Here is a 14,103-nt window from a genome sequence, read left to right on the forward strand (position 1 = left end):
ACCCCCACCGCCGCCCAGGCGACAGCCGTGAACACCACCGCCGCGGTGCCCAGCAGGAGTCCACCGAGGACGAAGAGCAGACCCTGGACCGTCCGCGTCGAGGTCTCCGCCGCACCCGGCCGCGAATCCGCCGCGACGCCAGGGCCCGGGCCGATGGCCGGCGCCGGCCCGACGAGCGACGGCGGGCGCGCCACGACCGAGGCAGCCAACCCGGCACGGACGACCGCCGCCAGTTCGGCCCGCCGCCGCGACACGGCCGTCAGGCGTCCGGCCAGCTCGGTGTACGCGCGGCGGGCCCGCTCCACCTGCGGCTCCAGCTCGGCGACCTCCCGGCTCAGCCGGACCACCTCGGCGGCGATCGGGTCGGGCGCGCGCCGGCAGCCGGAGCAACCGGCACTCAGATCGGCCGGCGCACCGCAGGCGGGGCAGGGGTAACGGGTGTCGTCCACCCGGTCATCATCGACAGCCCACCGGGTACGCCCCAGAGTGCGCGTACTCAGGAACGGGTGTGCTCGTACACCCAGGTGGCGTAGTCGGGGTTGCCGCTCTCCACCCTGGACACCAGGATCTCCGGCACCTCGTACGGGTGACTGACCCGGATCTGGTCCAGCAACGCGGCGAGCCGGTCCGGTGCGGTCTTGAACTGCACCGACCATTCGGTGCTCGTCTCCATTCCGGACCGCCACCAGTAGGTGCTGTCCACCTGACCACCCACCTGGGCGCAGGCGGCGAGCCTGCCGGCGACGGCGGCGGCGGCCAGCACATCGGCGACCGAACGCGCGTCAACCACAGTTGTCACCACGCAGATCTCGTCCACGCCCGCACCCTACGCGGCCATACGCCGCTGAGCCCGTCAATCGCTCGCGACCGCTACGCTGCGCATCGCCGCGCTCACCGGAGCCGGCTTTACCTCGCGACTGCGGGGCTCCGCTTCGCTGCACTCCTCGCGCTCACCGGAGCCCGCTTTACCTCGCGACTGCGGGGCTCCGCTTCGCTGCACTCCTCGCGCTCACCGGTTGGCGGCGATCCAGGAGTCGATCTGCGCCCACCAGTCGAAGAGCCAGTCGATGCGCTGCTGACGCCCGGTCGGAACCTCCTCCGGCGGCACCGACCAGAACCGCATCACGATCCGCTTGTCCATCGGCAGTTCCCGCCACACGTCGGCGACGGTGAGCATCCGGTCCAGTCCGGTGTGGGCGACGAAGATGACCCCGGCGTCCGGTGCGGCGTCCAGCGCGGCGAGCATCCCGCCGGGCTGCGGGGCGAGCACGTGGCGCATCCGCTCGGCGCGCAGCGCCATCCGTTCCAGGCCGAGTGAGCGCAGTCGGGCGATGGCGCGCAACCGCCGCTTGGGGGTGAAGTTGCCGCCCTCGGGGAAGATCACGAACGCGTCGTTGTCGTCCAGGCCGCTGGCCAGGTGCCCGACCTGACGGACCGTATCCTCGCCGCGCTCCGGGGTCGGCGCGATGAACCGGTTGGGCAGCCGGTTGAGCAGCACGTCGACCGCCGGATCCCACTGGAGGCTGTCCTTGAGGACGATGCGTGGCTCCCGGTGGAACCAGTTGACCAACCCGTGGATCAGGATGAACGAGTCACCCGGCCCGGCGTGCCGACACAGCACCAGCTCGGGTCGGCCGGGCAGCGCGGTGTCCGGGTCCGTGCCCACCACGTCGATGCTCAACCGCAGTGTCCAACGTGCCTGCCAGAACAGCACCCGCAGGAACCAGCCGGCCAGCACGTAGTGGGCGCGCTGGAAGGCCGGCGACCTGGTGCGCCAGCCGAAGCCGGAGACGGCCCAGAGCACGAAGAGCGCGAGGAGCGCCGCAGCGTCCCAGACCAGGTAGAAGCAGCCGATCCAGAGCAGCCGCAGCGGGCGCAACCGGCCCGGGACCAGCGGGGACGCGGCCGCGGCGAGCAGCGCCCAGACCGGCAGCGTGGTGACCACGAAAAAGGCGAGCAGCACGACGGCGGGGGCCAGCAACAGCCGACGCAGCCACCGGGGAGGCAGCGGCATCACCGCTCCGCGTGGGTGGCGAGGTAGCGCCGGGAGGCGGTGTACGCGCGGCTGATCCGCCGTCCCACCGCCGCCATGTCCCGGTACGCCCACGGCGTGTCGTCGCGTGGGTTCAGCCCGCCGGTCGGCAGGACGTGCACCTCCACCCCCTCGGGCAGCGCCGCCATCTCCCGGAAGAACCGGTGCCGGCGGGAGATCTCGAACGCGACCTGCGCGATCTCCCACGGCCGGCGGGGCGGGGTCAGCTCCCGTTCGATCCGGCCCACCTGGAGGACGTAGATCCGGCGGGCGCCGACGGCCACCGCCTCGCCGATCGGGATGGAGTTGACGATCCCGCCGTCCACGTAGTGCGCGCCGTCGATCTGCATCGGCGGAAGCAGCCCCGGCACCGACGCCGACGCCATCACCGCCGGGACCACCGGACCGCTGTCGAACCAGTGCTCGGCGGCCCGCTCGATGTGGGCGGCGCAGCAGCGGAACGGCACCCGCAGGTCGGCGAAGGTGGTGTCCACCCCCAGCTCGCTTTCGAGCAGGCGGCGCAGCGGCCGGGGTGAGTGCAGGTGGGTCCGGGCGGCGAAGCGGCGCAGTTGCCGGGCGACCGAGTCGCCGTACACCTCGCTCGCCTCCGGCGAGGCCCACAGCCGGACCAGCCGGTCGGTCACCGCCTCCGACGGGTCGGCGGCGACCAGCGCACCGTTCACCGCGCCGATCGAGGTGCCGAGCACCATGTCGGGTTGGATGCCGGCGCGGAACAGCGCGCGCAACATGCCGACCTCGACCGCGCCGAGCACTCCCCCGCCGCCGAGCACGAACGCCACCGGTCCCCCCGCCATGTCTCCCATCCTGGCACGGGCCCGCCGCCGGCCCGGTGGGGCGTGGTCAGCCGACGGTCACCGCACGGCAGGGACCGTCCGCCGACGGCCGGCGGCGACGGCGTTGACAGGCCGGACACATTCGCGCAACCTGATACCGCTCCCACCCCTGAGGCAGGTGCGATCTGTGAAGGCAGCACTGCATCCGGGCCGATTACTGGCTCGCAGATACCGACTTCTGGACCAGATCGGCGCCGGCGGCATGTCGGTCATCTGGCGTGCCCGGGACGAGGTGCTGGACCGGGTGGTGGCGCTCAAGGTGCTCGCCCCGTCACTCGCCGCCGACGCGCGGTTCCGGGGCATGGTGCGCGACGAGGCGCGGGCCGCCGCCCAGTTGGTGCACCCGCACCTGACCTCCGTGCACGACTACGGCGAGACTGTCGACCCGGACGGCTCGATCACCTCGTTCGTGGTGATGGAGCTGCTCAGCGGCGAGGAGTTGAAGCTCCGGCTCACCGAGGGGCCGTTGCCGTGGACCGAGGCGGTCCAGGTGGGCGCGCAGGTCGCGGACGCGCTGGCCGCCGCGCACCGCCTCGGCATCGTGCACCGGGACATCACCCCGGCCAACGTGATGATGACCGGGACGGGCGCCAAGGTGCTCGACTTCGGCATCGCCACCCGGATCGGCGCACCCGACGAGGATGAGGACGGCGAGACCTTCGGCACCCCCGCGTACGTCGCCCCGGAACGCCTCGACGGCGCGCCGGCCCAGCCGTCCACCGACGTCTACTCGCTGGGCGTACTGCTGCACGAGGCGCTCACCGGCCGGGTTCCGTACCCGGCGGACACCTGGGAGCAGCTCAGTTCCGCCCTGGCCAGCGGTCCTGCGCCGACGCTGGCCGACCTGCCGGACCTGCCCCCGACAGTGGCCCAGATCTGTCTGCGCAGTCTCGCCCGGAACCCAGCCGATCGGCCGACCGCCCGGCAGGTCGCCACCGCGCTCCGCGACCACGCGCTGCCGGCCGAGCCTCCGACCGCGACCATCCGGGTGCCCACCGAGCCCCCGCCACCGCCGTCTCCCGCCGTGGCGACGCCGGCCGTGGCAAAGGCCGGGATGGCAACGGACGGCGGGGCAGCGGACGGCGGGGCCTCCGCCGCCCCGGGCGAGCCGGAGACCGGGGCCGGCTGGTCCCGGCGGCGGCTGGTGTTGTTGCTGGTGCTGGCCGTCGGGGTGACGCTGGCCGGGGTGGCTCTGCTGCCCGAACAGCAGCCGACCCGCCGGGCGCAGCCCTCCGCCGCGCCGGTGGCGACCCCGTCGGCCGACCCACCGGCCCCCGGGTCGTCCGCGCCGATCACACCGACCCCGCCGACCGCGCCACCGTCGGCGAAGCCGACGACCGGTGCGCCCACCTCGAACCCGGGCACCCTGGCCGAGGTCGCCAACCGGGTCGACGGGTTGATCACCGCCGGGTTGAGCGCCGGGGAGATCCGCGAGGACGTGGCCCTCGACCTGCGCAACGAGCTGCGCAACCTGACCGCGGCGGTCAGCTCGGGCCGAGAAGAGCTGGCCCCACCGGTGGCCCGGCTGCGCACGAAGGTCACCGTCCGCGTCGGTGAGGGCGGCATCAGTCCGACGTACGCGGGTCGGCTCGACGCGGCCATCGCCGAGCTGGGCGCGACCGGGGCCTGACCGGGCGGCCCGGCCGGGTCAGCGCACCGGCACCCGGAGCGGTGCGCGGACGTCGTGCCGACCGAGGGCGAAGCGCCGATAGACCTCGGCGTAGCCGCTCGCCATCCGCTCGACCGAGAAGTTCTGCGCGACGTGCGCCACGCAGTCCTCCGGGTCGAGTCGCTCCGCCGCGAGCAACGCCGCGGGCAGATCCTCCGACCGCTCGACGACGAGCCCGGTCAGCCCCGGCCGGACCAGCTCCGGCACCGCACCCCGGTTGAGCGCGACCACCGGTGTGCCGGTGGCCATCGCCTCCAGCATCACCATGCCGAACGGCTCGTCCCACTGAATCGGCATGATCAGGCAGCGGGCGTCGACCAGCATCCGCAGCGTTGTCGCGCGGTCCGCGTTGAGCACGACTGTCACATCGTCGCCGACCATCGGCGCGACGACCTGCTCGTAGTAGCGGCGCTCGGCCGGCTCGTTGCACTTGCCGGCCAGCAGCAGCGGCAACCCGGCGGCCCGGCACGCCTGGATGGCGGTGTCCGGGCCCTTGTCCGGGCTGAACCGGGCCAGCCACAGCACCGGCCCCGCGCCGGGTGTGTGCTTACGCGGAAAGCCGCGGATGTCCAGCGCGTTGTGCACCGTCCCGGCCCACTGCAGGTTCGGGTTCAGCCGGCGCTGGGCGTGTGAGATCGCCACCAGGGCGACCCCCGCGTCGACGTCGCTCAGCACGTCGCCGTACTCCCCCACGGGGTTTCCGTGCACTGTCGCGACCGTCGGCACGGCCCGGCGGCCGGCGACCAGCGGGCCGATGGTGGTGTGGTCGTGGATCACGTCGAAGTCGGCAGCGCTGATGAGCCGTTTCACCCGGGCCAGGTGAGCCAGCTCCGGCAGTGACTCGCCGAGCCGCTCGTACTGGACCTCGGCGACGGTGGAGACGAAGCCGTCGGCTGCCGTGCCGTGGTCGTCGCCGGCACCGAAGAGGGTCACCGCGTGCCCCTGCCGGCAGAGCGCGTCCACCAGGGCGGCGACGACCTGCTCAAGGCCGCCGTAACCGGGCGGAGGTACGGACAACCACGGCGGAACCACCATCGCGATGCGCAGTGACCGCTCCTCGGGGCGGCCCGCAGGCGGGTGGCTCACGGTCACGAATCCTCCCGTTGGTCCCCGGTGCGGTGGCACCGCCGGTCAAGCCGGTCGGGCCGGTCGGCGGCGGGTTCCCCCATGGTGTCCCCGGTAAACCGGACACGGCGGACGATCACCCGCCCACCAGAAGCTGGTCGTGGACCGAGCGCACCCCGGGCGCGGACCACGCCACCCGCTCCACCTGGTCGCGTTCCCACCAGGACCGGACCACTCCGGCGAGGACCAGCGTGTCGCCGTCCACCTCGACGGTCACCCGCTCGCCGCCGAGGGTGCGCGCCAACGCCCGCTGGACGTCCTGCCGCAGCCGCTCGCCGGCCGGCGCCACCGGGGGTCGTACCTCGATCAGGTTGGTGATGCCCCGGATGCCGTCGAGGCGACGCACCTCGGCCTCGGCGGCCCGCCGCTGCCACCCGAACTCGACCTCGCCGCGCAGCATCAGCCAGCCGTTGGCCACTGTCACGTCCAGCCGCTCGGCGGGCACGAAACTGTCCCACTCCAGGGCGCGGGTGGCGGCGATGGCGACCTCGGCGTCGGTACGTCCGGGGGTGCCGGGCAGCCGCACCTCCATCTGGTCGGCCACCGCCCGTACGCCGCGAACCCGCTGCGCACAGCGGGTCGCGGCCCAACCGCGAGCGGCACCGTCCACGAATCCGGTCAGGGTCACCACGCCCTGGTCGACGGTCACCCCGATCTCGTTCGGTTGCAGCTGGGCGTCCCAGGCCAGCTCGGCCAGGACGTCGCGTTGGATCCGCTGGTCGTCACGCACACCCACCACGTCGGTCATGGCACCCACCCCCGGTTCCGGTCGCCGAAACTCGCCAACCGAATCTGCCGGGCAGACGGGTGACGGCGGTTCACCCGATCCGGGTGAACCGCCGTCCGGCGGAAGAAGCGGCGGGTGACGGAGCCGACCCCCTCGGCCCCGCCACCCGCCGCCGGAGGGAGGAAGCAGGTTCAGGTGGTGGTCAGGACGTCTCGGCGAGCGTGACGGTCACCGACTTCTCGGCGCCGTTGCGCTTGAACTGCACCTCGACCCGGTCGCCGACCTTGCCGGCCTGCACCGCGCCGACCAGGTCGTCCGAGTCGTTGACCGGCTTGTCGCCGAACCGGGTGACGACGTCGCCGCGCTGGAGGCCGGCCTTCTCCGCCGGGCTGCCCGGGGTGACCGACGCGACGAGCGCGCCGCCGCCCTCGGCCTGGTTGACGCCGACCCCGAGCGACGGGTGGCTGACCTTCTCGCCACGCTGGAGCTTGCCGGCGACGTCCTTGGCCTTGTTGCTGGGGATGGCGAACCCGACGCCGATGTTGCCGGTGCTCTGCCCGGAGGTCGCGATGGCGGTGTTGACGCCGATCACCTCACCCCGGGTGTTGACCAGCGCGCCGCCGGAGTTGCCGGGGTTGATCGGCGCGTCGGTCTGGAGCAGGCCGGAGATCGAGCTGACGGTCTGGCTCTGCTGCTGGCGCGGGTCCTGCGGCTGGCCCTCACCGGCGCGGATGGTGCGGTCGCGGGCGCTGAGGATGCCCGAGGTCACCGAACCCTGCAGGCCGAGCGGACTGCCCAGGGCGAGCACCTGGTCGCCGACCTGCATGGCGTCGCTGTCACCGAACTTCGCCGGCTTGAGGTCGCTCACCCCGCTGGCCTTCACCACGGCCAGGTCGGTCTTCGGGTCGGTGCCGATGATCTTCGCATCGGCGGTCTTGCCGTCGGCGAAGACCACCCGCACGGCGTCACCGGCGGCGGACGCGACAACGTGGTTGTTGGTCAGCACGTACCCGTCGGCGCTGAGCACCACTCCGGAGCCCTCACCGCTGTCGGTGGTGATCGAGACGACACTGTCCTGCACCGACGCGGCGATCTTCGGCAGGTCCGCGCCATTGATCACGGGGGCCGCGGAGTAGGTGCGGGTGATGCCGCCGCTGTCGCCGTCGAGGGCGAGCGCGAGCGCCCCACCGGCCACGCCGGAACCGAGCATCAGCGCGAACACCGCGACGCCGGCACCGGCGAACTTGGCGATTCGCCCCGGTCGGGGACCGCTGCCGGGCGGCGCGACCTGCGGGCCCCACGGCGGGACCGGCTGGCCCGGGTGCTGAGCGTGCAGACCCGGGTGCTGCTGGTGCTGAGGGTGCTGCTGGTGCTGGCCGTACGCCATGCCCGGCTGGCCCCCGCCGGCCCAGCCGGACTGCTGACCCGCGTACCAGGGGGCACCGGGGTAGTGACCGGCGGCCGGCTGTGGGTAGCCGGGCTGGCCGGGCGCCGGGTGACCGGAGACCGGGTACGGCGGCGCGGACGGGGTGGCGGCCGGGCGCTCGTAGCCGGTCGACGGGGCGGCGGCCGGGGCACCGGCGGGCGCGGCGGCCGGGGTGGCGGCCGTGGTCTCCGGGTCGGCGGCGGTCGAGACGACCGTCGGGTCACCGTCGGTCGACACGGCCTGCATGGGGGTGGTCGGGGAGTCGGACTGCACGCGCTCGTCGCGCGGCAGCTCGGCGGTGGGGTGCGACGGCTCGGCGTCGGTGGGGGCCGGCCGGCGCTGCGGGTCGGACTCGAACTCGGTCATGGCACTACCTTCTCCCCCAGCACTGCAATCAAGCTGGAACCGTCCTGGAAGTTGGCTGAAAGTCACTCGGCCGCGTCGTCGACCTGTGGCAGCAACGGCAGGCGGACCCGGAAGGTGGCCCCACCGCCGGGTGTCTCGGTCACCTCGACCGAGCCGTGGTGGGCGGCGACCAGGGCGGCCACGATGGCCAGGCCGAGACCAGTGCCGGTGTTGCCGTCGGCCCGCCGGGTACGGGCCGCGTCGGCCCGGTAGAACCGCTCGAAGACCCGTTCCGCCTGCTCAGGCGAGAGACCGGGGCCGGTGTCGGCCACCTCCACGACGGCGAAGCCGCCCGGCTCGGCGCGCAGCCGTACCCGGATCTCGGCCTCCGGCGGGGTGTGGGTCAGCGCGTTGGTGACCAGGTTGCCGATCACCTGCCGCAACCGCGCGTCGTCGGCGGAGACGACCAGCGGGCCCGATTCGGGCTCGATCTCCAGCTCGATCCGCCGGTCCGGTGCCATCGCCCGCGCGGCCTGCACGGCGTCAGAGGCGAGCACCGGCAGCTCCACCGGGGTCAGCGCGAGGGGCCGTTCCCGGTCCAACCGGGCGAGCAGCAGCAGGTCCTCCACCAGCAGCCCCATCCGGGCCGCCTCGTCCTCGATCCGGCGCAGCAGACCGGCGGTCTGCTCCGGCGCGCGGGCCGCACCCTGCCGGTACAGCTCGGCGAAGCCACGAATGGTGGTGAGCGGGGTACGCAACTCGTGGGAGGCGTCGGCGACGAACTGCCGCATCCGCTCCTCGGAGCGGATGGCCCGCGCTTCGGACGCCTGAGCGGCGGCGGCGGCGTCGCGGGCGGCGCTCTCCGCCCAACGGGCCGAGGTTTCCGAGGCGGCTCGGGCGGTGAACGCCACCTCGATCTGGGTGAGCATCGCGTTCAGCGCGCGGGAGAGCCGGCCCAGCTCAGAGGTCGGATACTCCTGCCCCTCCTCCGGGTCGGGCACCCGGCGGGACAGGTCACCGCCGGCGATCGCGGCGGCGGTGCGTTCGATCTCCACCAACGGTTTGAGGCTGGTCCGGACGATCGCCGCACCGACCGAGGCCAACATGATCAACACCGCACCGCCGACCAGTAGGTCTATCCAGACGAGCTGCTTCACCGCCCGGTCCACCTCGGTGAGCGGCTGACCCACGGCGAGCACCGAGCCGTCCGGCTGGGCCGCGTAGTAGACCCGCCATCTGGTGAAGCCGTCATGGGACACGACGGTCCGCGGCTCCCCCTCCAGGTCCTCGAAGCCGTCCCGGCTGGTGGGGAATGTGGGCAGCTGCGCGGGGTCGAGACTGATGTCGTCGTAGATCGCCGGGTAGACCTGTTGCTCGTCAGCCACCGACACCACGTAGTCGCTGGGCAGCATGGCGTTGACCTGCCCGCTGCGCAGCTTCGGGAGCAGCTGACCCAGGCCCTGGGCGGTCGACCTGACCTGCCCGTCGACCTGCCCCTGCAGGTAGTTGCGCAGGAAGTAGGCGGTCAGCGAGCTGATCACCAGCAGCGCGACGGCGACCAGCGCGAGCACCGAGGTGACCAGCTTCACCCGCAGCGGGACGCTGCGTACCCGACCCTTCGCCTGCTGGACCGCGTTCACGCCGCCGGCTTGCGCAGCACGTACCCCACACCGCGGAGAGTGTGGATCAGCCGGGGCTGGGTGGTGTCGACCTTGCGCCGCAGGTACGAGATGTAGGACTCGACGATGTTGTCGTCGCCCCGGAAGTCGTAGTTCCAGACGTGGTCGAGGATCTGCGCCTTGGACAGCACCCGGTTGGCGTTGAGCATCAGGTACCGCAGCAGCTTGAACTCGGTCGGCGAGAGCTGCACGCGCTGGCCTGCCCGGTGCACCTCGTGGGTCTCCTCGTCCAACTCCAGGTCGGCGAAGGTGAGCCGGGACGGGGCCTGCTCGCCGGTCGTGGTGCGGCGCAGCACGGCGCGGATCCGGGCGGTCAACTCCTCCAGGCTGAACGGCTTCGTGACGTAGTCGTCCCCGCCCAGGGTCAGCCCACGGATCTTGTCGTCGGTGGCGTCCCGGGCGGTCAGGAACACCACCGGGGTACGCGTGCCGCCCTCGCGGAGCATCCGGATGACCTCGAAACCATCCAGGTCGGGGAGCATCACGTCGAGCACCACCAGGTCGGGCCGGTGGTCCTTGGCGGCGTTGAGCGCCGCGCTCCCGCTTGTCGCGGTGGCCACGTCGAAGCCCGCGAACCGCAGGCTCGCGGAGAGCAGTTCGAGGATGTTGGGGTCGTCCTCGACGACAAGCAGTCGCGCCTCGGTCTGGGTAGCGGGCATGTGCCAATCATCGGTGACGTCACTGCGCCAGCGCTGGACGCTTCCTGCAAAAAGGCTGTGAGTCGCCGTCGGTCAGCGCAGCAGGCGACGCAGCCCGTCGAGGGCGCCGTCGAGCAGCCGGATCGCGGTGCGCAGCTGGGTGTCGCTGAACTGCCGGGCACGCATCAGCCGGCCCACCTCGGCGGTGAACGCGGTCAACCGCTGGTCGAGTTCGTCGAACAGCTCGGCCTGCGGGCCGGTGGTCGACGTCGGGCGGGGCGGCGGCGGGGGCGCCTCCCACCGGGCTCGCCGGGTCTGCCGGGTGGCCTCGCTCAGCTCCCGTTTGAGGTCGCGCACCGATCCGCGTACCTCGCTGCGGATCTCGCCGGCCAGGCTGGAGAGGTCCGCCACGGAGGCGGCGATGTCCGTCTCCAGCGCGGTCAGCTCGCCGGCCCGCTGGCGCAGCTCGGCACGCCCGGCGTCGGTGATCTCGTACGTCTTGCGGCCACCGGCCGCGGTGTGGCTGACCAGCCCTTCGGCCTCCAGCCGTTGCAGCCGGGGGTAGATGGTGCCGGCGCTGGGGGCGTACAGCCCGAGGAACCGGTCCTCCAACAGTCGGATCAGCTCGTAGCCGTGCTTCGGGCCGTCGTCGAGCAGCTTGAGCAGGTAGAGCCGGAGCCGACCGTGGCTGAACACGGCGGTCACGGCAGCTCCTCCCCGTCGTCGTCGACCGCTCGGGGGAGCAGGGCGATGCTCCCCGAGGTCGCGGAAGCCCAGAGCTTACCGTCGCCGGCGCCGAGCACCCCCTCGCTGCTGGGAAGTGGGAAGGTCGAGGTGCTCAGCTGCGGAAAGCCGCTGGTGATGCGGCCGGAAGCGGTGTTCAGCCGGACGGCGAGGTCGCTGTCCTCGCGGACCCGGACGGTGATGCTGCCCGAGATGGTGGTCAGCCGGATCTCGCTGCGCCGAGGGTTGTCCAGATCGCAGGTGATCGCGCCGGAGACGGTCTGCGCCCGCACCCGGTCGGCGGCGCTGTCGGCGAGGATCACCTCTCCGGAAACCGTCTCCAGGGTGAGGTCGCCCCGGACGCCGAGCGCTTCCACCGGCCCGGAGGTGATCTTCGCGGAGGTGCTGCCGCGGAGCCCCATCAGGGTGATCTGGCCGGCGACGACGTCGACGGTGGTCTGCCGGCGCAGGCCGGAGGCGACGAGTGAGCCCGCGACCAGGCCCAGATCGGCGAGGACGTCGGCGGGCACGGCGATGGAGACGTCCACCCGGGGATAGCGGTGGATCATCCGGAACCACCGCAGGACGTCCGACCAGCCCCGACCGCGCTCCTGGCGGATGCTGAGCCGGCCGTCGACGTGGTCGATCAGGACCGGCCGACGGCCGACCTGGGTCACGTCGATCCGGGTCGGCCCGTCGGTGGCGACCACGTTGACCCGCCCACTGATCAGTCGCACGTCCAGCCTGACGACGGGATCGTCCACGGTGAGCCGCTGCGGGCTCTCGATCGTCCATCCGGCCATGGCGTCCCCCTCTCGCCGACGCGCGGACGCACGCCGAACAGGAGAAGAATGTAACGCGATACATCGCGATATCACAAGACAGTCGCGAGTGTCGCGCACCTCCGCACCTCAAGATCGCCCTCGATCCTGGATCCAGTGGCTTCCCGCACGACCGAGGCCACTCTTTCCTGGATCGAGCGCGATCTTGGCGCGGGGCGCGCGGTCTTGGCGCGCGGGGCGCGGGCGGCTCTCCCTCAGGCCGCCAGGTCCAGCTCCCGATCGGGGGTGTGCGTCGGGACCGGAACAGTCGGGCTCGCCGTGGGGACCGCCCGCAGCCGGGCCGGCGTCGGGGCACCCGCCGCTGGCAACAGGTGTACGGCCGACTCGGCGGCCCGGGCCAGCCACCGCCGGTCGGCGCCACGGGCCGGGTGCAGCGCTCCGGCGATCGTCACCGAGACCACCAGCTCCCGCGCCGTGACCACCCGGGCCACCGAGCGCAGCAGGGTGTCCGCGCCGAGGAAGGCGGCGACCGTGGTGGTCGACCCGGTGGCCGCACAGCGGTAGCTGAGCCGCAGCGGCACCACCGGACTGCCGGTGTCGATGGCCGCCTGGAACGTCGCGGGCCGGAAGCCACCGCCGGGACGACAGTCGGTCGCGGTGCTTCCGGCGCACCACGTCGTACCCTCCGGAAAAACCGTCACCGACCGCCCGGCGCGCAGCGCGTCGGCGACCCGGCCGACGGTGGTCGGCAACGCCAGCGGCCGGGACCGGTCCACGAAGACGGTGCCCGCCGCCGCGGCCAGCAGCCCGAGCACCGGCCAGGAGCGGACCTCCCGCTTCGCGACCATCCGGGTGGGCGCGACCGCCAGCACCGCGAGGATGTCCAGCCAGGAGACGTGGTTGGCGACCAGCAGCGCACGCCGCCGGGGCAGCCGCCCCTTCACCACGAGGCGGACACCGAACGCGCGCACGGTGGCCCGCGCCCAGCCGCTGATCAGCGTCTGCCGCTCCCGGGTGGGAAGCACTGGCGACAGCAGCGCCACCGGGATCCCGGCCAGCAGCATGCCGGACGCGGCGACCAGCCGGAGCACCCGGCGGGCCACCGGCACGGTGGGCACCTCGCCGGCCACCGGCAGGCAGTCGTCGTCGCAGCCCGAAAAGGGCCGCCACAGGTCGCGCGGTACGCCGGTCACCGCTGCTCCCCACCCAGGAAGTGCCGCAGGTAGCGCGGGTTCATCCGGTCCAGGGAGAAGAGGACGTAGAAGTCCGCGCAGCCGAAGTCGCTGTCGTACGACGGCTCGCCGCAGATCCACGCACCCAGCCGGAGATAACCCCGCAGCAGTGGCGGAATGGTGACGCGCCCGGCCCTGGCAGCGGGGAGCGGGCCGGTGGCGGCGGGGAGCGGGCCGGTGGCGGCGGGGAGCGGGCCGGGCGCGGAGGCGGCCTCGGCGAACCAGGGCCGCAACGGGCGGACCCGCAGCGGCGGGGGCGACAGGTGCCGGGCCTGGGCCTGGGCCCACACCTCGGCGACCGTCCGCCCGCCGTCGGCCACCGGCACCGACGCACAGCCGCCGAGCCAGCGCGAGCCACGCAGGTGCAGGTAGCGGGTGAGGCCAGCCCACATCAGGTTGATCACCGCCCCGGAGCGATGGTCCGGGTGCACACAGGACCGGCCCGTCTCGACCAGGTCGTCACGGAGCGGGTCGAGCGCGGTGAGGTCGAACTCGTTCTCGGCGTACCGCCGAGCGGTGCGTCCCGGTGGCAGCAGCCGGTACGTGCCGACCACCTCGCCGGTGCTGTCCTCGCGGACGATCAGATGGTCGCAGTACGCGTCGAAGGGGTCCACGTCCAGCCCGGCCTCGCCGGGAAGGAGGGTGGCGCCCAACTCGGTGGCGAACACCTCGTGGCGCAGGCGTTGCGCGGCCGCGACCTGGATGGGGTCGTCGGCGATCAGCAGGGTGTATCCGCTGGTCGTCAAGGGTGCGCCAGCGGCATGCAGAACGGCCATGGGATCTGTGTAGGTGCCCGGGTTGCCATCCACGGGGACCACTGGTGTCGATCGGGTGAACGCCGGCCGGCGAGACCGCTGGCGACGCCCGGCGG

At 73.0% G+C, this 14,103-nt stretch carries 13 protein-coding genes and 1 pseudogene; 1 reads left to right on the plus strand and 13 read right to left on the minus strand.

What is annotated here, in order from left to right; all coding sequences use genetic code 11:
* From KBX26_RS27765 to KBX26_RS27780, 4 genes and pseudogenes are all read right to left on the minus strand, one after another.
* Positions 1 to 449, minus strand: a pseudogene (locus KBX26_RS27765) (hypothetical protein); the annotation flags it as partial.
* A 47-nt stretch (positions 450 to 496) separates the two neighbouring features.
* The gene (gene cutA / locus KBX26_RS27770) at positions 497 to 817 is read right to left on the minus strand and encodes a divalent-cation tolerance protein CutA (protein ID WP_030336735.1); all 321 of its coding nucleotides are present in this window, start codon (positions 815 to 817) and stop codon (positions 497 to 499) included.
* A 192-nt stretch (positions 818 to 1,009) separates the two neighbouring features.
* Entirely contained in the window at positions 1,010 to 2,014 is a 1,005-nt protein-coding gene (locus KBX26_RS27775) for a 1-acyl-sn-glycerol-3-phosphate acyltransferase (protein ID WP_030336733.1), read from the minus strand.
* Positions 2,014 to 2,847 carry a patatin-like phospholipase family protein gene (locus tag KBX26_RS27780; RefSeq protein ID WP_030336732.1) on the minus strand — a complete coding sequence of 278 codons (834 nt, stop codon included), beginning with the start codon at positions 2,845 to 2,847 and terminating at the stop codon, positions 2,014 to 2,016. The genes KBX26_RS27775 and KBX26_RS27780 overlap by 1 nt, the downstream gene beginning before the upstream one ends.
* A 166-nt stretch (positions 2,848 to 3,013) precedes the next feature.
* Here KBX26_RS27780 and KBX26_RS27785 point away from each other — a divergent pair, with 166 nt between their 5' ends.
* Positions 3,014 to 4,516, plus strand: coding sequence for a serine/threonine-protein kinase (locus tag KBX26_RS27785; RefSeq protein WP_210866750.1), 1,503 nt, complete (start codon positions 3,014 to 3,016; stop codon positions 4,514 to 4,516).
* 18 nt (positions 4,517 to 4,534) lie between these two features.
* Here the strand turns inward: KBX26_RS27785 and KBX26_RS27790 are convergent, their stop codons facing one another.
* The 9 genes from KBX26_RS27790 to KBX26_RS27830 all read right to left on the minus strand — a co-directional run bounded on the left by KBX26_RS27790 (position 4,535) and on the right by KBX26_RS27830 (position 14,008).
* Complete coding sequence (locus KBX26_RS27790; RefSeq protein WP_210866767.1) at positions 4,535 to 5,590, minus strand: glycosyltransferase family 4 protein; 1,056 nt, start codon at positions 5,588 to 5,590, stop codon at positions 4,535 to 4,537.
* Positions 5,591 to 5,756: 166 nt separating this feature from the next.
* Positions 5,757 to 6,428, minus strand: coding sequence for a BON domain-containing protein (locus KBX26_RS27795; protein WP_030336727.1), 672 nt, complete (start codon positions 6,426 to 6,428; stop codon positions 5,757 to 5,759).
* 181 nt (positions 6,429 to 6,609) lie between these two features.
* Positions 6,610 to 8,199 (minus strand): trypsin-like peptidase domain-containing protein, encoded by a 1,590-nt coding sequence (locus KBX26_RS27800; protein WP_030336725.1) that lies wholly within the window; start codon positions 8,197 to 8,199, stop codon positions 6,610 to 6,612.
* A 62-nt stretch (positions 8,200 to 8,261) separates the two neighbouring features.
* Positions 8,262 to 9,818: a HAMP domain-containing sensor histidine kinase gene (locus KBX26_RS27805; RefSeq protein ID WP_030336723.1), complete on the minus strand. Its 1,557-nt coding sequence runs from the start codon at positions 9,816 to 9,818 to the stop codon at positions 8,262 to 8,264.
* Positions 9,815 to 10,516 carry a response regulator transcription factor gene (locus KBX26_RS27810; RefSeq protein ID WP_030336721.1) on the minus strand — a complete coding sequence of 234 codons (702 nt, stop codon included), beginning with the start codon at positions 10,514 to 10,516 and terminating at the stop codon, positions 9,815 to 9,817. Before KBX26_RS27810 ends, KBX26_RS27805 begins: the two co-directional genes overlap by 4 nt.
* A 72-nt stretch (positions 10,517 to 10,588) precedes the next feature.
* Positions 10,589 to 11,200: a PadR family transcriptional regulator gene (locus KBX26_RS27815; RefSeq protein WP_210866751.1), complete on the minus strand. Its 612-nt coding sequence runs from the start codon at positions 11,198 to 11,200 to the stop codon at positions 10,589 to 10,591.
* Positions 11,197 to 12,021, minus strand: coding sequence for a DUF4097 family beta strand repeat-containing protein (locus KBX26_RS27820; protein WP_210866752.1), 825 nt, complete (start codon positions 12,019 to 12,021; stop codon positions 11,197 to 11,199). The genes KBX26_RS27815 and KBX26_RS27820 overlap by 4 nt, the downstream gene beginning before the upstream one ends.
* A 233-nt stretch (positions 12,022 to 12,254) precedes the next feature.
* Positions 12,255 to 13,193, minus strand: coding sequence for a 1-acyl-sn-glycerol-3-phosphate acyltransferase (locus tag KBX26_RS27825; protein WP_210866753.1), 939 nt, complete (start codon positions 13,191 to 13,193; stop codon positions 12,255 to 12,257).
* Complete coding sequence (locus KBX26_RS27830; protein WP_210866754.1) at positions 13,190 to 14,008, minus strand: GNAT family N-acetyltransferase; 819 nt, start codon at positions 14,006 to 14,008, stop codon at positions 13,190 to 13,192. The genes KBX26_RS27825 and KBX26_RS27830 overlap by 4 nt, the downstream gene beginning before the upstream one ends.
* Positions 14,009 to 14,103 lie beyond the last annotated feature (95 nt).

This window comes from Micromonospora sp. C97, assembly GCF_018070385.1.
Classification (GTDB): Bacteria; Actinomycetota; Actinomycetes; order Mycobacteriales; family Micromonosporaceae; genus Micromonospora; species Micromonospora parva.